General features: G+C 63.0%; 15 protein-coding genes and 1 pseudogene. 5 read left to right on the forward strand and 11 right to left on the reverse strand.

What is annotated here, in order from left to right; all coding sequences use genetic code 11:
- The first annotated feature begins 42 nt into the window (after positions 1 to 42).
- Together M728_RS18915 and M728_RS18920 are read left to right on the forward strand one after the other, a co-directional pair.
- The gene (locus M728_RS18915) at positions 43 to 720 is read left to right on the forward strand and encodes a response regulator transcription factor (protein WP_026621398.1); all 678 of its coding nucleotides are present in this window, start codon (positions 43 to 45) and stop codon (positions 718 to 720) included.
- Complete coding sequence (locus M728_RS18920; protein ID WP_026621399.1) at positions 717 to 2,096, forward strand: sensor histidine kinase; 1,380 nt, start codon at positions 717 to 719, stop codon at positions 2,094 to 2,096. Before M728_RS18915 ends, M728_RS18920 begins: the two co-directional genes overlap by 4 nt.
- 342 nt (positions 2,097 to 2,438) lie before the next feature.
- Here M728_RS18920 and M728_RS18925 read toward each other — a convergent pair whose 3' ends face one another.
- From M728_RS18925 to M728_RS18935, 3 genes are all read right to left on the reverse strand, one after another.
- Positions 2,439 to 3,374 (reverse strand): substrate-binding domain-containing protein, encoded by a 936-nt coding sequence (locus M728_RS18925; RefSeq protein ID WP_370906505.1) that lies wholly within the window; start codon positions 3,372 to 3,374, stop codon positions 2,439 to 2,441.
- A gap of 82 nt (positions 3,375 to 3,456) precedes the next feature.
- Positions 3,457 to 4,467, reverse strand: coding sequence for an ABC transporter permease (locus M728_RS18930; protein WP_026621401.1), 1,011 nt, complete (start codon positions 4,465 to 4,467; stop codon positions 3,457 to 3,459).
- A 75-nt stretch (positions 4,468 to 4,542) separates the two neighbouring features.
- Positions 4,543 to 6,069: a sugar ABC transporter ATP-binding protein gene (locus tag M728_RS18935; protein ID WP_026621402.1), complete on the reverse strand. Its 1,527-nt coding sequence runs from the start codon at positions 6,067 to 6,069 to the stop codon at positions 4,543 to 4,545.
- A gap of 168 nt (positions 6,070 to 6,237) precedes the next feature.
- Between M728_RS18935 and M728_RS18940 the strand changes: the two genes are divergently transcribed.
- Entirely contained in the window at positions 6,238 to 7,266 is a 1,029-nt protein-coding gene (locus tag M728_RS18940; protein ID WP_026621403.1) for a LacI family DNA-binding transcriptional regulator, read from the forward strand.
- Positions 7,267 to 7,311: 45 nt separating this feature from the next.
- Here the strand turns inward: M728_RS18940 and M728_RS18945 are convergent.
- From M728_RS18945 to M728_RS18980, 8 genes and pseudogenes are all read right to left on the reverse strand, one after another.
- Positions 7,312 to 9,123, reverse strand: a pseudogene (locus tag M728_RS18945) (methyl-accepting chemotaxis protein).
- A gap of 332 nt (positions 9,124 to 9,455) precedes the next feature.
- The gene (locus M728_RS18950) at positions 9,456 to 9,578 is read right to left on the reverse strand and encodes a hypothetical protein (protein WP_256375597.1); all 123 of its coding nucleotides are present in this window, start codon (positions 9,576 to 9,578) and stop codon (positions 9,456 to 9,458) included.
- A 202-nt stretch (positions 9,579 to 9,780) separates the two neighbouring features.
- Positions 9,781 to 10,806, reverse strand: a complete 1,026-nt coding sequence (locus M728_RS18955; RefSeq protein ID WP_026621404.1) for an ABC transporter permease — start codon at positions 10,804 to 10,806, stop codon at positions 9,781 to 9,783.
- 32 nt (positions 10,807 to 10,838) lie between these two features.
- The gene (locus M728_RS18960; RefSeq protein WP_026621405.1) at positions 10,839 to 12,380 is read right to left on the reverse strand and encodes a sugar ABC transporter ATP-binding protein; all 1,542 of its coding nucleotides are present in this window, start codon (positions 12,378 to 12,380) and stop codon (positions 10,839 to 10,841) included.
- A 140-nt stretch (positions 12,381 to 12,520) separates the two neighbouring features.
- Positions 12,521 to 13,450, reverse strand: a complete 930-nt coding sequence (locus M728_RS18965) for a sugar ABC transporter substrate-binding protein (RefSeq protein WP_026621406.1) — start codon at positions 13,448 to 13,450, stop codon at positions 12,521 to 12,523.
- A gap of 227 nt (positions 13,451 to 13,677) precedes the next feature.
- Positions 13,678 to 14,487 (reverse strand): TIM barrel protein, encoded by an 810-nt coding sequence (locus M728_RS18970; RefSeq protein WP_026621407.1) that lies wholly within the window; start codon positions 14,485 to 14,487, stop codon positions 13,678 to 13,680.
- Between the two features lie 204 nt (positions 14,488 to 14,691).
- Entirely contained in the window at positions 14,692 to 15,579 is an 888-nt protein-coding gene (locus M728_RS18975) for an NAD(P)-dependent oxidoreductase (RefSeq protein ID WP_026621408.1), read from the reverse strand.
- Between the two features lie 99 nt (positions 15,580 to 15,678).
- The gene (locus tag M728_RS18980) at positions 15,679 to 16,236 is read right to left on the reverse strand and encodes a DNA-3-methyladenine glycosylase (RefSeq protein ID WP_026621409.1); all 558 of its coding nucleotides are present in this window, start codon (positions 16,234 to 16,236) and stop codon (positions 15,679 to 15,681) included.
- A gap of 149 nt (positions 16,237 to 16,385) precedes the next feature.
- On the opposite strand from M728_RS18980, the gene M728_RS18985 reads away from it, so the two are divergent.
- Positions 16,386 to 17,669, forward strand: coding sequence for a DUF763 domain-containing protein (locus M728_RS18985; protein WP_026621410.1), 1,284 nt, complete (start codon positions 16,386 to 16,388; stop codon positions 17,667 to 17,669).
- Between the two features lie 152 nt (positions 17,670 to 17,821).
- Positions 17,822 to 18,091, forward strand: a complete 270-nt coding sequence (locus tag M728_RS18990; RefSeq protein ID WP_139015788.1) for a hypothetical protein — start codon at positions 17,822 to 17,824, stop codon at positions 18,089 to 18,091.
- Positions 18,092 to 18,163 lie beyond the last annotated feature (72 nt).

Here is an 18,163-nt window from a genome sequence, read left to right on the forward strand (position 1 = left end):
AAGCTTGTGACCGATAAAGTGATCTCGGGGAGAAGCGATACTTTGCGAATTTTGCTTGTTGAAGACAACCGGGCCCTGGCGGAGGGCCTTTCGACGCTCCTGCGCGGCAGCGGCTATGCCGTCGATGTCGTCGGCGACGGTGCCTCCGCTCATGCGGTGGCGGCGGCGGAAACCTTCGATCTGGTAATCCTTGATCTCAACCTGCCGGAAATGGACGGGCTCGAGGTGCTGCGTGCCATGCGTGCCCGGCAGAATCGTGCCGCCGTCCTCATCCTGACGGCGCGCGGCACGCCGGAGGAGCGGGTCAAAGGCCTCGACCTCGGCGCCGACGACTACCTGATCAAGCCGTTCGACATCGGTGAGTTCGAGGCGCGCGTGCGGGTTCTCCTCCGCCGCCAGGCGGGCCTACGCGCCTCCGTCGTCAGTTATGGCGATGTTTCGCTGGACCTTACAGCGCGCAGCTTTTCCGCAGGCGGGGTGCCGATTGAAATTCCCGCGCGCGAGCTCGGCCTGCTCGAGCTTCTGTTCATGCGCGCCGGCAAGGTGGTCGCCAAGGAGGCGATCGTGCAATCGTTGACGGGGCTCGACGATGATCTGAGCGCCAACGCCATCGAGCAATATGTGAGCCGGCTCCGCAAGCGCCTTGCCCCTTACGGCCTGACCGTGCGCACTGCCCGCGGCATCGGTTACTACCTCGACAAGACGGCCAGTTCCGAATGAAGACCGCGGTTTACTCGCTGCGACGCAGATTGCTCGCCTGGCTGCTTATCGCAACCGCCGTCATCGGCGTCGTTGCCTTGGTTGATACTTACCGCGAGGCCGTCAAGACGGCGAATGCCGTCTCCGACCGGGTGCTCGCCGGTTCGGCGCTAGCGATCGCCGAGCGGGTGGTCGTTGCCGAGGACGGCTCGCTCCAGGTCGATATCCCCTATGTGGCGCTGGAGATGCTGACATCGGCCGCGCAGGACCGGGTCTTCTATCGGGTGGACGGTCCGCCGGGTGAGTTCATCACCGGCTACCAGACCCTGCCTTCGCTTCCCGAGAGCGCCGGCCAGCCGACGAGTTTTGCCGACGCGGTCTTCCGCGGCGAGCCGATCCGCGTCGCGGCGCTTAGGCGCTCCGCTTCGACCGGCGTCAACTCCGTTCCTTTCGTCGTCACCGTTGCCGAGACGACGATCGCGCGGCGTCAATTGGCGGAGACCATTCTCCTCCGCTCGGCCATGCGTCTCGGGCTGATGATCGCCGGCGCGGCGGTGATCGTCTGGGTTGCAGTCACTTTTTCCTTGCGGCCGCTCTATCGCCTAGGCGATGCGATTGCCGAGCGCAACCCCGACGATCTGCACCCGATCCGCGAGCGCGTGCCGAGCGAGGTCCAGGGGCTCGTCGACACGGTCAATTCCTTCATGGTGCGGTTGCAATCGGCGCTCGATGCGCTGCGCCACTTTACCGGCAATGCCAGTCATCAGCTCAGAACGCCGCTCGCCATCATCCGCACGCAGCTTGCGCTGGCGCAGCGGGCGACGACGATCGAGGAAACGCGCGCCTCCGCGCAGAAGGCGGACGAGGCCGTTGCCAACGCCGAACGCATTCTCGCGCAGCTCCTGCTGATGGCCAAGATCGACGCGGCGGGGCGGGACGAGGCGCGGGGCTCCGAGCGCATCGAACTCGTCGGGCTTGCCCGCGCCATCACCGCCGATCATGTGCCGGCCGCAAGCGAGGCCGGCATCGATCTCGGCTTCGCGGGGGAGGGGGAGCATTGGATCCGGGCCGAGCCGCTGCTTGTCGGCGAACTCCTGAGGAACCTCATCGGCAATGCCCTCCTCTACGCGGGGCGCGGCGCGGAGGTCACAGTTCGCGTCGAAGGGCGCGAAGAGGCCGTCGCGCTGGAGGTCGAGGACAACGGCCCCGGCATTCGGCCGGAGCTGCGCGAGGCGGTGCTCAAGCGTTTCCGCCGCGGCGGCGACGAGGCGCCCGGCACCGGGCTCGGCCTGCCGATCGTCGAGGAAATCGCCGCGCTTTACGGCGGGACGATGCGGCTTGAGGAAGGCGAGGGCGGTCGCGGGTTGAAGGTGGTGGTGGCGTTTCCGCCCGGGTGAGGGCGGGAGAGGACAGCCGGTAAGTGGTAGTCTTCGAGCTGCTCAGGGAGGCATCCCCTCTGCCTGTCGGGCATTTCCCTCACAAGGGGGGAGGTTGGCCAGAAGCGAAGCCCTGCCCCGGCAGCGAACTCGCAAGCGCCGAAGCCTCTCCCAATTCTATGCGGCGCGAACAGAGCCAATGATTGAGCGGGAGATTGCCGCTTGCTGTTCTCCCCCCTTGTGGTGAAGATGCCCGGCAGGGCAGAGGGGTATCAACACCGTCTTCCAATTTCCCCCTAACCAAAATGGCCTGCCCGACAACGCGCGGGTAGGCCGAATTTGCACTATCACCGATGCGCTCGATCAGAACGGCGAGTCGGGGAAGTAGAAGTCTTTCGCATTGTCCTTGGTGACGAGCGTCGCGTCGATCGTGTAGGTGCCGCGAACCGGAACCTGTCCGTAGAAGTTGGCTACGGTCATTTCGAGCGCGGTGCCCACCATAGCCGGCGGGTAGAGCACGTCGACCGGGATCATCTTGTCGCCATCCATGACCTTCTTGATCATTTCCTTCGAGCCGGCGCCGGCGACCACATATTGGATGTCCGTGCGCTTCGCCTGCTCGATCGCCTGCAGCACGCCGACGGCCATGTCGTCGTCCTGGCACCAGACGACGTCGATCTGCGGATACTTGGTCAAGTAGTCCTGCATCACCTTGAAGGCGTCGTCGCGGTTCCAGTTGCCGTATTGGCGGTCGAGGATTTCCACCTTCGAGCCGGCGATGCCCTGGTCGAAGCCGTCCTGGCGCTGCTGGTCGATCGGGATCGGCAGGCCGCGAATGACGACGACCTTGGCCTCCGGCGTCGTTGCCTTGATATATTCGCCGGCGACCTGGCCGAGCGCCGGATTGTTGCCGGCGACATAGAGGTCACGCACGCTGTTGTCGTTGACGGAGGGCGCACGGTCGACGAGTGCCACGAACTTGCCGTTACCCTTGACCTCCTTGATGGCGTTGACCAGCGGATCGGGATCGGTCGGCAGGATCACCAGCGCATCGATGCCCTGGGTTTCAAGATCCTGCACGGCGTTGGCCTGGCTCGCCGGATCCGGCGAGGTCTTGACGATGACATTGAGGCCCGGGTGCTGCTCCATGAGCTGCTTGGCGACGCGCTCCGCGTGGAATACGACGCCGGCGGTCCAGCCATGGTCGGCCGCCGGGATCGACACGCCGATCGTGACCTTATTCTCCTCCGCGTGGGCCACGCTCGTCAGTGCCATCATCGCGACGGCAGCAATGCCCATTAATCCCTTTCGCATGTTGTCTTTCCTCCCAATGTGTCAGGGTCTTCGCCGATAGGGCCGGATCGCACAGGATCCGGCGGTGTCACGATTTGCGTACCAGCGAGCGCTGGACGAGCATCGCGATAATGATGATCGCACCCTGCATCGCGCCGATCAGGTATTCGCTGATGAAGTTCGACAGGAGCATGATGTTGCCGACCAATTCGAGGATGAAGGCACCGCAGATGGTCCCCCAGACGCGGCCCGCGCCGCCCTTGAGCGCCGTGCCGCCGACGACCACGGCGGTGATGGCCTGCAGTTCCCAGAGGATGCCGGTCGTCGCCGAGGTCGAGCCGAGACGAGGCACATAGAGCAGCACGGCAATCGCCACGCAGAGGCCCTGGATCACGAAGGCGATAGTGCGCACCCGGTTGACCGCGATGCCGGAATAGCGGGCAACGTCGCTGTTGGAGCCTACGGCGACCACGTGCCTGCCATAGCGCGTACGATAGAGAATGAAGGCTGCGACGGCGGTGACGGCCAGGATGATCGCGATCGGCACCGGCACGCCGAGAATGCTGCCGAAATAGGCCGGCCGATAGAGCTCCTGGATCTCCGGCTCGCGAAGCGTGATCGCGCCGCCCTGCGAAAGCCAGGTGGTGAGGCCGCGATAGATGCCCATCGTGCCGAGTGTCGCGATGAAAGGCTCGATCCTGCCGACGGTGGTGATCAGACCGTTGGCGAGGCCGCAGGCCGCCCCCGCCGCGACCGCGAAGGCGATCGCGGCGGTCAACATCAAGGCCGGGTCGGCGATGACGCCGGAATTCATAAACAGGATCATCAAGCTCGCGACGAAGGCGACCATCGAACCGACGGAAAGGTCGAGGTCGCCCGCCGAGATGACGAAGGTCGCGCCCACGGCAATAATCGCGATGAAGGCGCTACGGGTGGCGACGTTGGCGAGATTGTTGATGCTGATAAAGTTCGGGTTGACGATCGCGCCGACGATCAACAGCAGTGCAAGCGCAGCAAACGGCGCCACGGCCCTCAGATCGACGTCCCGCCAGGTACGGCGGTGACTTGTTGTTTGAAGGCTTTCCTCATTCACACTCATGTCCAAACCAACCTCCCGCCCCGAAGCTCGGGGGAATCCATTTCCTGTGACGGCCTGATTTCGCCGGCCCGTACCTCAGGCTGCAGCCATCCTCTTCAGTCCCGCTGCGTAGCGCATGATCTCCTGCTCGGAGATCTCGTCGCCTTCGAGCATGCCGACGATGCGTCCCTCGCGCATGACGGCAACCCGCGTGCAGAGCCCGATGACTTCCGGCATTTCGGAGGAGACGACGATGATCGAGCGGCCGTCACGCGCCAGCGCCGAAATGAAGTGATAGATCTGCTGCTTGGTGCCGACGTCGATGCCGCGTGTTGGCTCGTCGATGATGATGATCTCGGGCTCCGTCTCCATCACCTTGGCGAGCAGCAGCTTTTGCTGGTTGCCGCCCGACATGCGCCTCGCCGCGATGTCGCCGTCGCGCACGCGGATGTCGAAGCGGCGACGGGCCCTTTCGAGCGCCGCGGCCTCGCTCGTGGGATCGAGATAGCCGAGGCGGGTATGCTGATCGAGCGATTGCAGGGTCAGGTTCGCCGTCATGCCGGAATTCAGCAGCAGGCCCTTCGCCTTGCGGTCCTTGGTCATATAGGCGAGGCCGCGCCGGTTGGCCGCATGCACGTCTCCGGAAGGCACGGCTTCGCCCCGGATTGTCACTTCTCCCGACAGGCGCGGTCGTAGACCCGCAATCGCCTCCATCAATTCGGTCCTTCCGGAGCCTATCATGCCTGAAAAGCCGAGGATCTCGCCCTTGCGTAGCTCGAAACTGGCGTCCTTGACATAGTCGGTCGAGACGGAGGCCACGCGCAGCACGAGCTGCTCGTCGACATCCGGCTCGCTCTTGGTGGGATAGAGGCTCGACATTTCGCGGCCGACCATGAGCTGGGCGATCGATTCACCATCGAGCATCGAGGTGGGGGCGGTCTTGACCCATTGCCCGTCACGCAGCACCGTCACCCGATCGGTGAGCTCGATGACCTCGTCGAGCTTGTGCGAAACGAAGACGAAGCTCGTGCCCTGGTCACGCAGCTTGCGCACCTGGCGGAAGAGGAAATTGGTTTCTTCGCGAGAGAGAACGGCCGTGGGCTCGTCCATGAAGACGACGCGCGCGTCGCGGCTGATGGCCTTGGCAATCTCCACCATCTGCTTTTCGGCGATCGACAGACTGCTGATCAACGCGTTCGCGTCGACGCGACAGCCGAGGAGATCGAGCACCCGACGCGTCTCCGCACGCATATATTTGCGATCGAGCACGCCGAAACGTGTCACCTCGCGGCCGAGAAAGAGGCTTTCCGCAACCGTCAGATGTTCGGCGAGATTGAATTCCTGGTGAATGATGACGATGCCCAGCGCTTCCGCCGCACCGTTCGCCGGCAGCTTCACCGGCTTGCCGTCGAGCAGGATTTCGCCCGAGGACGGCTCCTCGAAACCCGACAGGATCTTGACGAGCGTCGACTTGCCGGCGCCATTCTCGCCCATAAGGGCATGGATCTCGCCGGCGCGAAGCTCGAAGTTGACGCTGAACAGCACCTGCACGCCGCTGAACGACTTGCTGATGCGACGTGCCTCCAGCACGGCGCGCGTGGCGTCGATCATGTCCGGATTCATTGGTTCCCCCTTTGCGGCTCCCACCCGCTTTTGAGGCTTGTGTAAACCTTTACACTGTCGATGTAAAGGTTTACATAGGCGGTTACACAGAAATTTCTGCAGCAACCTTTGACGTTGTCTGCAGTGTGTGTAGTGTCCCGCGCAGACGAGACGCAAGGCAGAGCGAGAGTGTCGGATTCTACGCCCGCAACCATCGAAGACGTCGCCAGGATCGCCGAAGTTTCGATCGCGACGGTGTCGCGGGCGATCCACACGCCGGAGAAGGTCGCGAAGTCGACGCGGTTGAAGGTCAACCAGGCGATTGCGATTACCGGCTACACGACCAACGCCATGGCGCGCAGCCTGAGGCTCGGCCGGTCCAACATGATCCTGGTCGTTGCGCCGGATATCGGCGACCCCAACTTCTCCAGCATTCTCGTCGGCCTGGAAAACGAGGCGCGATCGCATGGCTATGGGGTGCTGATCGGTCATACCCAGAACGACGCCCAGCGCGCGCTCGAATATCTGAAGTTCCTGAATTCCAACCAGGCGGCGGGCCTCATCCTCTTCACCGGCATCCTGCCGTTCGGCCACGAGACGATGACGGCGCGTCTGCCGCCGAGCGTCGGTATCTTCGAGCCGGTCTTCAACGGCGGCATACCCTATGTCGGCGTCGACGATATGGAGGGGGCCCGCAAGGTGGTCGACCTCTTGATCGCCGAGGGCCATCGTAAGATCGCCTTTATCGGCGATTCCCGCACACGCCTCGCTTATATGAGGCGACGGGCCGGTTACGACGCCGGCCTCGACGCGTCGCGCGTTCCCGCAGAGCTTCGACTAGTCCAGGAGGGCGACGGCACGCTCGAAAGCGGCAGGGCCGCTGTCGAGCGGCTCTTCGTGCGTGACACGTTGCCCACCGCTTTCATGTGCGTCAACGACCAGACGGCGCTCGGGGTGATGATCGGGCTCAAGACGCGCGGCTATGACATACCGGGTGATTTCTCGGTGACGGGCTTCGACGACGTGCCGCAGGCGACCTTCATGACGCCGGCGCTGACCACGATCCGCCAACCGCGAACGCTGATCGGCAAACATGCCATGACGCTTCTGCTCGAGCTCCTCTCGGACAGGCGCCCTGCCGAGACCGAAATCCTTCTGAGACCGGATCTGGTCGTCCGCAATTCGGTCTCCGCACCGTCGCCGCGCTGGACGCGGTAAGTCATCCCTCCCCACAGCTGGGAGGCGCTTCCTCCTCGTTCCGCGCTAGGCCACTCGCCTCCGTGCCTGCCGATATTCCTGCACCTGGAAGCGGCCGGCGATGCGGTCGAGCTCCTGGACCTCGTCGCTGAGCTCGCGGCAGGCCGCATTGGTCTCTTCGACCATGGCCGCGTTCTGCTGCGTCACCTGATCCATGCGATGGAGGGCAGCATTGATTTCGGACAAAGCGACCGTCTGTTCGGTCGCCGCGGTTACGATCACGCCAATCAGCCCTGCCACCTGCTGCACATGTTGCTCGATCCCGGTCAAAGCCTCGCCCGTGCGGTTGACGAGCTCCACGCCGCCGGCGACTTCCACCGTCGACGCCTCGATAAGCGTCTTGATCTCCCTGGCAGCATTTGCGGAGCGGCCTGCCAGCTCCCGTACCTCCTGGGCGACGACGGCAAATCCCTGGCCCGCTTCGCCCGCGCGCGCGGCTTCGACGCCGGCATTGAGCGCCAGGAGATTGGTCTGAAAGGCAATCTGATCGATGACATTGATGATCTGCCGGATCTGCGTCGAAGACCCCGCGATGCGCTCCATCGCGGCGACCGCGTCCTGCACGACCACGGCGGAAGTGTCCGCGCTGTTCTTGGCCGCCGCCATGACCTGACTTGCCTCCCGTGCACGTTCCGAGGAGTTGTGCACGGTCGCCGTGATCTCGTCGAAGGGCGAGGCCGTCTGCTCAAGCGAGGCCGCTTGCTGCTCGGTCCGCTTGGCGAGATCGTCGGTCGCCCCGGCAATCTCCGAGGAGCTCATGCGCAGCTTAGCGGTGGCATGCAGGACACCGGAAATGGTCTCCGCCAGCCGTTCGACGCTCGTGTTGAATTCGGTTCGGAGCTCCTCGTATGCTTCCGAGAAGCTTTCGTCGATGCGGACGGAGAGATCGCCGGCGGACAGCCGTTCGAGGCCGCGGGTCAGATGCTCGATGACCTGGAGTCTTTCTTGCTCCTCGATCGCCTTCCGTAGTTTCTGCGCAGTCTCCTGTTCGTCCCGAAGACGACGCTCCTCGTCGGTTCGCTCGCGTGCATTGCGACGCTCGATTGCCGCTTCCCGGAACACCGCGACTGATCTCGCGACCGTGCCGATCTCATCCGAACGCCCGGCATAGGGAACATCGCGGCCGTAATCGCCGGCCGCGAGAATCTCCATGCAGGATGACATGGTGGCGAGAGGCTTCACGGCGCGATGGCGGAAGAACCAGAGGCCGGCGAGCAGCAGAAGGACGGAGATCGCCGAGCTGATATCTGCTGCCCATGAAAGAGTGGCGGTCTCCACCGCGGCGCCCGCTTCCTGCTGCTTGAGGAAGCCGTCCGCCATCGTAACCAGCTCGTTGACCGCCGCTTCATGGTAATGGAAGCTCGCCTTCAGCTCTCCGAGCGCTTGCGCGGCAGAACCCGCATCGGCGCTCCGAAATGGAGCGAGAAACTTGTTCTCCATCGTCGCCCAATAGACTTCGGCCCTGCCGAGGACGTCATTCTCCAGCTTTGCCTTCAACGTTTCGGGGGCGGTCGATGCTTTCCAGTAGGCGCGGCGGTCGTCATAGGCCTGCTTCAGCGTTTCTATCTTGTCGAGATTGGCCTTGGCGAGCTCGGGATTGGATACCGCCTCCATCGCCAGCATATAGGACTCGACCGTGTATAGCGGCGGCGGCAGGATGTCGGCGATTAGGTCCTTTCCCTAGACCACCTGGGTGTAGACGGGTCCGTTCACCCGCAGCTTGTCGAAGGCATAGGTCTTGATGCCGATGGAAACCATCAGACCGGCGGTGACGACGATCCCGAAGATCGCGAGGCCGCGCGCAATGGATATTTTCATGCAATCTCTCCCACGGAAAAGCCGCGACGTCGGACGTGTCCCGCGTGCGCGGAAACACTTTGAGAGCTCGCAGCCAGCAATAGGTCATGAAAAGATTCCGGACCGACCCGGTGCAGAACGTCCGGCATCATGCGCAAGCTTGCCGTTGAGGGGAAAACTTGGAAACGTTCTCGTATAACGAGTAGAATTATATGATAATTATTACTGCCTAATTAAGCGGAGCCGCTGCGGCTCTCGTCGCGCGAGACGGTGCGAAGCTTCACCCGCCGGCGGGGAGCCGGCAGGCGGATGAAGGGCTTACGCGGTTTTCCCATCCCGTTCTGGCGGGGGTGTCAGCGTTCGCGGGACATGAAGAGGGAAGCGGTTTCGCGGGTCTGGACCCGGAGTATAGCGTTCCAGAGCTCGAAGAGGAAACGCGGCCCGGACTGCTTCGCAGGCTTGCGCTGCGACGACATGATAAGTCTCCGATGGTTTTGGATGCCACTCACATAATGTACCGCGAACATAATCGCCAGGGCAGAGTCAAAGGGGCTGCCTTGCAAGCAAAGCATATGTCAAGCGGCGAAAATATTGCTGCAGGCCGATAATATCAGAAAAGAAAATGCCGGAATGACTTTCGTCATTCCGGCCAGTCACTTCACTGGGAGGGCAGTCTTTTCACGTCTTTTTTCGGCCTTTCTGGCGATAGACGTCGACGACGACAGCGGCAACGATGATGACGCCCTTGACGATTTCCTGATAGTAGGCGTCGACCCTCAGGAAGGTGAAGCCCGAGGTCATCACGCCGAGGATCACGGTGCCAATCACCGTCCCGGTGACGCGTCCGACGCCGCCGGTGAGGGACGTGCCGCCGATAACCGTCGCGGCGATCGCATCGAGTTCGTACATGACGCCCATACCCGCCTGCGCGGTCTGGGCGCGCGCTGCGGTCACGACGCCTGCGAGGCCTGCCAGCATGCCGGCAATCGCATAGACCTTGACGAGATGCGCTTCGACATTAATGCCGGAGACGCGCGCCGCCTGAACGTTTGCGCCGATCGCGTAGGTGAACTTGCCGTAGCGCGTGTAGCGCAGCGCGATATGAAAGATCAGTGCGACGGCGAGGAAGACGATGACCGGCCAGATGCCCGTGCCGATGAAGTTGAACTGCTCGGTGAGGCCGGAGACCGGCTGGCCCTTGGTATACCACTTGGAGATGCCGCGTGCAGACACCATCATGCCGAGGGTGGCGATGAAGGGCGGGATCTTGGTCTTGGCAATGAGTTGGCCGTTGATGTAGCCGGCGACGAGGCCGATGCCGACGCCCAGGCCGATCGGCACGATCGCCGGCAGGTCGGTGAGCGAGGGATAAAGGGCCCGCGGCCAGGTGGACGCCTGCGCCACGCTCGCGGAGATCATCGCCGTCATGCCGACGACGGAGCCCGATGACAGGTCGATGCCGCCGGTGATGATGACCTGAGTGACGCCGACGGCGATGATGCCGATCACCGACACCTGCAGGATCATGATTGTCAGGCGCTGCGGGTTCATCAGGAAGCTCTGGCCGACCAGGAGCCAGCCGAGGACCTCATAGACGAGCGCGATGCCGATCAGCACCAGAAAGATGTTGAACTCGGGCGGCAGACGCCGTCTCGACCTGGCGAGGGTCGAACCCGTGCCATGTGCAGCGATATTGGTATCCATTGTCGTTCCTCCCTGCGGTCGGCAATTCGCGCCTAGCGCGCGGCAAGTTCCATGACCTTGATTTGGGTGGCTTCAGCCCTGTCGAGGAAGCCCGTGACACGGCCCTCATGCATGACCATGATCCGGTCGCTCATGCCGAGTACCTCGGGCATTTCCGACGAGATCATGATGACGGCGACGCCGTTTCTGGCGAGCTCGGTCACAAGGCGGTGGATTTCCGCCTTGGCGCCGACGTCGATGCCGCGCGTCGGTTCATCCAGGATGAGGATGCGCGGATTGGTGAGCAGCCAGCGGCCGATCAGCACCTTCTGCTGGTTGCCGCCCGAGAGATTCTCGATCCGCTCCTGCAGGTTCGGCGTCTTGACCCGGAGCTTGCGGCTCATCTCCTCGCAGGCGGCAGTGACGTCCTTCTCGCTGACGAAACCGCTTTTGACGAACTTGTCCTGGAGCACGGCGATCTGCATGTTCTCGAGAATGTCGAGGATGAGCAGGCAGCCGGTATCCTTGCGGTCCTCGGTCAGGAACGCCATGCGATGGCGGATGGCGGTGGTGGGAGTGTCGATGACGACCTCTTTGCCGTCGATCGAGATCGTCCCCGAACTTGCCGGTGTGACGCCGAAGAGCGCCTCGGCTACGTTGGAGCGGCCGGAGCCGACGAGCCCGGCGACACCGAGGATCTCGCCGGCGCGCACGTCGAAGGAGACGTCGTGGAAGACGCCGTTGAGCGTCAGGTTCTTGACCGACAGAACAACGTCGCCGATCGGCACCTCTTCCTTCGGGAACATTTGGGTGATCTCGCGGCCGACCATCATGCGGATGATGTCGTCGCGGGTGACCTCGCTCGAGGCGTGCGTGCCGATGTACTTGCCGTCGCGGAAGACGGAGAATTCGTCGGCGATCTCGAACAGTTCGTTCATCTTATGGGTGATGTAGACGATGCCGATGCCTTGCGAGCGCAGGTCGCGGATGATTTCGAAGAGATGCGCGACCTCGCGTTCCGTGAGGGCTGACGTCGGTTCGTCCATGATCAGCACGTCGGATTCGTAGGAGACCGCCTTGGCGATTTCCACCATCTGCCGGTTGGCGACCGAGAGATGGCGCACTTCGATTTCGGGATCGATGTTGATCTTCAGCCGCTCGAAAAGCTTCGCCGTCATGCGGCGCATCTCGGCATGGTCGACGAAGCCGAAGCGGTTCTTGGGTTCGCGGCGGATCCAGATGTTTTCGGCGACCGTCATGAAAGGCATCAGGTTCAGTTCCTGATGGATCATCGCGATCCCGTTTTCGAGCGCGTCGAGGGGCGACTTCAGCCGGATGTCGACGCCCCTGAGCCTCACCTCGCCCTGGTCGGGGTGATAGATGCCGGCGAGAATCTTCATCAGGGTCGACTTGCCGGCGCCGTTCTCGCCCATCAGCGCGTGCACTGTGCCGCGCTTCAATCTGAACTGAACGTCGTCGAGCGCGACGACGCCTGGAAATTCCTTGCGCACGCCTTCGGCGGTCAGAAGGTATTCGGCATTGGGTATGGCGCCACTGGCGCGCACGGCTGCCATCGTTGTGGGACTGAGTGTCATTCTCATTGCCTCCCCATTTTCCGGGCATTGGCCGGAGGTCCACACGGCGGGCGGAGCATGCCTTCTTGTCGGCCGGCGAGGGCCACGCGCGGACTGTTCAACAGGGAGCGCGGCTTGACCCGCGCTCCCAAGGCGAAGGGTCAGTTCTTTGCCTGGTACTTGTCGAGATTTTCCTTCGTTACGAGTTCGAAGGGGATGTAGACCTTCTTCTCGACCGGTTCGCCCTTGGCGAGCTTCAGAGCGGCATCGACGGAGCCCTTGCCCTGGCCGGCGGCGTTCTGGAAAACGGTCACGTCGAGGTCGCCGGCAGCCATCGCCGCAAGCGCGTCCTGGGTGGCATCGACGCCGCCGATGACGACCGAGTCCATCGAGCGGCCGGCAGCCTTCAGCGCCTGGATGGCGCCGATCGCCATTTCGTCGTTGTTGGCGATAACGGCGTCGAACTCAACACCGGCCGAGAGCCAGTTGGTCATGAGGTCGGACCCTTGCGTGCGAGACCAGTTGGCGGTCTGCTCTTCGACGATCTCAATGCCCTTGCATGCATCGGTGGCGAGAACATCGTGGATGTCCTTGGTGCGCATGCGCGCTGCCTGGTTGGAGAGCTCGCCCATCATCACGACGGCCTTGCCCTTGCCGCCGAGCAGTTTGCAGACTTCCTGCGTCTCCAGCGTGCCGGATTCAACTTCGTTCGACGCGACGAAGGCCTGCTTCTCCGGGAGCGAGTCGATGTTTACGGGCTCGCGGTTGACATAGACGAGCGGGATGCCGGCGTCCGCCGCGATCTTCGACATGGCGGCGGTCGCATCGGTGTCGACCGGGTTGACGATGATCGCGTCGACGCCCGCGGCGATGAAGTTCTGGATCTGGCTCTGCTGCTTTGAAACGTCGTTCTGCGCGTCTTCGATCTGCAGTTCCACGCCGTCGAGCGTCTTGGCGTAATCCTGCATGCCATTGCGCAGAACAGTCAGGAAGTTGTCATCGAAGAGCGCCATCGAAACGCCGATGGTTTCCGCATGCGCGGCCGTCGACATGAGGACGGCCATCGCAGTGCCCAAGACAAATTTCTTCATTTCTTCTCCTCCACATTGGTGCCGGCGACACCTTCTCCAGCCGGAAACGCGATCCTCTCGAGATCGAGTTCGTACCGGAAGCGGCACTCCCGCTGCGCCTCCGGTGAAAACGGAACAAACAAACCAGTGGTTTGCTATTACGGAATATGTATTCCATTTTATGCGGGCATCGTCAAGAGCGTCTTACGGCGCCCGCGCGGAGTTGCGCTCTTTCCTGCATCGATTGATCAGGTCCGCGACCGCAGATAGTCCATGCTTTCGCGGAGCGCTGCCGCGGGATCGCGGAGTTCGTGTACGGAGGGAGCGAAGGGTTCGAAGGAAAAGGGTCCTTCGTAGCCTTCGGCCCGCAGGCGGCGGATTTGGCCGGCATTGTCGAGCCGGTCCTCGGAATCGACCAGGACCCGGTGCGGATCGCGCATGTCGGCCACCGTCACCTCCGTGTCGCTGACGCCGGAAATATGCACGAGGCCGGTCAGGTCCGCGAAGATTTGCTCTTCGCCGGCAAGGTGATGATGGAAGGTGTCGTGCACCAGACGGAAGCTCGTCTTGCCGGTTTCGCGGATCGCCTCGGCCGCTTCGGCCTTGGAGCGAAGCGAGCAGATCTCGAAGCCGAGCGGCTCGACGAGGCCGATGATGCCGGCGGCGTCCAGCAACGGCTTCAGCGCCTTCAAGGCCTGACGCAGATTCGTTTGCCGGGTGCCGTCCCCCCTGCCGCTGCCGTCGTTGGCGGGCACCAGGACCAGCGCCTTCGCGCCGCAATCGCTGGCGTAGGAGATAAGCTCGCGCGCTTCTGCTGCCCGTGCCTCGTTCCACTCGTTGAAGCGTTGCAGGGCGTTGATCGAGATGATTGTCAGCCCGTGCTTCTCCGCAAGGGCCTTCACCTCATTGGGGCTTGTCCCATCGAGAATAGCATTGCCGGCAAGGTCGTTGCGGATTTCGACGGCGGAAATGCCGAGCGACTTGGCGAGCGCGAAGAAGGCATCGAGCGGCAGGCCCGGTGCGGCCATATGGTTGAGGGCGAAGGGAAGGGCGGTCATCGCGGGTGTCCTCCAGGAACATTTGGATTGGCTGTCGCGGCAAATCGGAACATTTGTTCCATTTCCGGTCGACACATTCGCGAGTCTGGAGGCATCAGTCAAAGATCGAGGCGGGAGCGACTATTTCATTCCTGCAAGATTGTATTCCGGCGATGATGGAATCCTGTCATCGCCGGAATGAGCATCGAGTTCGTCGAACGACGGTCACTTGATTCCATTCGCCTCGGCCACGAAGTCCGACAGCATCGGCACGTAGTCCTCGCCCCGACCCGCACCGACCGCCTGAGCGAAGGAATTCCGGACGGCGGCACCCATCGGGTTCGCTGCGCCGCAGGCATTGGCGAAGGCAGCCAGATAGCTCATGTCTTTGAAGCCGTTGCGGATCGCGAATTTGTGCGCGTTCCGATCGCGCTCCAGCACCCAGCGGAAGAAGGTCTGGTAGAAGGGGCAGTCCATACGGCCGCCGCGGATGACGCTGTCGAAAACCTCTGGCGTGAGCCCGGCCTTTCGGCCGAGCATCAGCGCTTCGGAATAAAGCGCCGCATAGCCCATCGACACGAAGTTATTGAGCAGCTTCATCGTGTGGCCCGTGCCGGTCGGGCCGGTGTGGACGATGCGGCCGGCAAAACATTCGAGCAACGGCCAGACCCGACGCACGTCCTCCTCCGCGCCGCCGACCATGACGTCGAGCGTGCCGGCGGCGGCGTCGGCGGGCGTGCGGCTGAGCGGCGCGTCGATGAGAGTGATCCCCTTCTCGGCAAGATCCTTGGCAAGTTTGGTCGTGACGGAGGGATCGGAGGTCGAGCAGTCGACGATGGTAACCGTCTTGCCGGCGCTCGCGATGCCGTCCGGGCCTTCCACGACCGACAGCACTTCCGGGGAGCCGGTGACGCAGAGGACGATAATGTCGCATTGCCCGGCCATCTCACGGGGGCTGCTTGCCTCCTTCGCACCACCAGAGACAAGCGCATCGACGGGTGCGCGATTGCGATGTGCCATCACGAAGAGCGGCCAGCCCTTCTTCAGGATGTTCGCCGCCATGCCCTGGCCCATCAGCCCAAGCCCGATGAAGCCCACATTCGATTTCGTCATTGGTCGTCTCCCTCTGATTGGCCTGACAGTGTTCCTCAACGTGATCGATTCTAAGTAGTTCGCACGGGATGCGGGGAAACCGCGCATATTTTCCCCGAGCTAGAATTTGCGGCTGACGAAGGGCGAGTTGGCAAGCCCGAAACGCCAGGGATGGTCGACGGCCTTGGTGATCCCGACGCGAAGCCCGGAGGAGATCGGCGGCCGCTTCACCGGCAGGCTGAGAAGAAACGGCTTTTCATAAAGCGGCAGACCGTCCTGCTCCCTGTTGATCGCGAGCGCCTGGCCGACGCGTCCCGGCCCGGAGCACAGCAGCCTCTCTTCCCGAACGCCCCTTCGCGCCTGCATCGTCTCTATACCCCATTTGGGCTCGATCGCGCGGATCAGCACGGCGCTGCCCGGCAGGCAGACGAAGTTCAGGCACCAATGAAGGCCATAGGACAGATAGACATAGGCGTGCGCCGGCGGGCCGAACATCGCGCGGTTCCGAGGCGTGGCGCCGGCGAAGCTGTGCGACGCGGCATCATCGGGCAGGTAGGCCTCGGTTTCGGCAATGATGCCGCCGACGCCCGAGACCGTGAATTCGGCGCCGATCAGGTCCGCCGCCACTTCGACAGCGCCGCGCGCGAAAAAGCTGACATCCGACGTCAATCGATACACCAGTCGCTTCCAGTCGTCCTCATCCTATGCAAGACGTGCTGACAATGCCACCCCCATGACCAATGCTGCGGCTTTCGCACGCATGAAGCGCTTCCGGCACCAATGCGAGCCGTGTTAGCTTACCCGTCGAGAAGTCAACGGAAGAAATCATGGCGCAAAGGGCAGGCAAAGCGGATCTTCCGCTGCATGGCGGGCGAGTCCCGCGGTGGCTGGGTGACCGCATGACGCGGCTCGGCGCGCTGATCACCGAGTCGATCGTCCAGCACTACGGACGCGACGAGTTCCTAAGGCGTCTGGCGCATCCGTTCTGGTTCCAGTCCTTTGGCGCCGTCATGGGCATGGACTGGCATTCGTCCGGCATCACCACCAGCGTCATCGGGGCGCTGAAGCGTGGACTGACACCGCGTGCCGGCGAGCTCGGCATTCATGTCTGCGGCGGTCGCGGCCAGCATTCCCGCAAGACGCCTGGCGAACTCGTATCGGTCGGCGATCGCGTCGGCTTCGACGGCAGTGCGCTTGCCGAAGCGAGCCGGCTCGTCGCCAAGGTCGACAGCGCCGCCGTTCAGGACGGCTTCGACCTCTATCTGCACGGCTTCATCGTCACCGACGACGCCAAATGGGTCGTCGTTCAGCAGGGCATGAACGGTGACCGGCGCCAGGCGCGGCGCTATCACTGGCTCTCGGAAGGGCTCGAAAGCTTCGTCGATTCGCCGCACGCCGCCATCGAAGGAAGAGGACAGGGCGAGATCGTCAATCTCGCCGACCGACGCGCCGCCCCATCGCGGGCGGCACAGCTCGATCTTCTCCAGTCACTCGGGCCCGACGGACTCCTGCGCGAAATCGCCTCGATCGAATCGCGTGCCGAGCGTCCGGCGGCTGCGGAGCAACCATTCCTGCCGCACCTCGTCATGCCTGCCCACCACGAGGTGCTTGAAAGCGACGTCAATCTCCGACGCCTGCACGGCAATTTCGCCGCCGCCGCCGATCGCGGACCGAAGGATTTCGAACACCTGCTTCTGGTGCCGGGCGTCGGCGCCCGGACGGTCAAGGCGCTCGCGATGGTTGCCGAGGTGGTTCACGGCGCGCCGTGCCGCTTCTCCGATCCCGCCCGCTTCTCGCTCGCCCATGGCGGCAAGGACCGGCATCCGTTTCCCGTGCCGTTGAAGGTCTATGACGAGACGATCCGCGTCATGAAATCGGCGGTCATGAACGGCCGACTCGGACGGGAGGAGGAACTCGCAGCGCTGAAGCGGCTCGACGATCAATCGCGCCGGCTTGAGCGCTACGTCACCGGTCCGGACCTCAAGGAGATCGTCGCGGGTGAGTTCCGCGACTCGGCGCGTTTCGGCGGGCGCAGCGTGTTCGGTTGGGAGCGGGATAGTGGCGAGGCCGAGGCAAACCTGCCTCGATCGGGCGACCGCCTCCGGCGCTAAGGGGCCGCGGGAACAATCATTGCAGCGATCGATTTAGAGATCAGAGCCGGAATGGGGCACTTTCTGTGCGTCCCACTTTCTGCCTGTAAAGATCGCCCTCCGGATTGGAGCGATCCGGAACCGTTGCGATCGCCCAGTTCATGGAGCTTCCGATGACCGCTGCGATGACTACTGTTGACCACGACACGATCCGCAATTGGGTAGAGGCCCGCAAAGGCCGGCCGGCGCGCGTGAAGGACGCAACCGAGGGCGGTGGTGGTCTCCTTCGCATTGATTTCGGCAAACCCGAAGACACGCTGGAGAAGATCTCCTGGGATGAGTTCTTCAAGATCTTCGACGAGGAGAACCTGGCCTTCCTTCATCAGGATATGACCGACGACGGGCAAACAAGCCGCTTCTGCAAGTTCATCCATCGCCACTGAACGGAAGTGAGCTTTTTGCTGGAGGTAACGCAATTCCGGACGGAAAACCGTTACCGCCTTTTCCTGGAATTG

It is taken from the genome of Ensifer sp. WSM1721 (assembly GCF_000513895.2).
Taxonomy (GTDB): Bacteria; Pseudomonadota; Alphaproteobacteria; order Rhizobiales; family Rhizobiaceae; genus Sinorhizobium.